This window comes from Erwinia sp. PsM31 (genome assembly GCF_030433775.1).
Lineage (GTDB): Bacteria > Pseudomonadota > Gammaproteobacteria > Enterobacterales > Enterobacteriaceae > Erwinia > Erwinia aeris.
Genome location: NZ_JARUWZ010000149.1, coordinates 1 through 212, shown reverse-complemented (window position 1 = coordinate 212; position 212 = coordinate 1). Strand labels below are relative to the sequence as shown.

General features: G+C 54.7%; 1 pseudogene. It reads left to right on the top strand.

From position 1 onward, the window contains the following. Positions 1-100, top strand: a pseudogene (locus tag QCD69_RS22780) (ABC transporter ATP-binding protein); the annotation flags it as partial. Positions 101-212: the final 112 nt, after the last annotated feature.

The following is a 212-nucleotide window of genomic DNA, read 5'->3' as shown; positions in this document are numbered from 1 at the left end:
CCATTCGCTGTTGGTGGTGGAGCACGATATGGGCTTTGTGGAAGCATTAGCCGACCGCGTTACGGTGCTGCATCAGGGTCAGGTGCTGGCGGAAGGCTAGCTGCGCGAGGTGCAGGCGAATGAGCAGGTTATCGCCGTTTATAAGGGGCGCAGATATGCTGAAAGTCACCCATCTGAATAAATATTATCGCGGCAGCCAAAAATTACCCGGC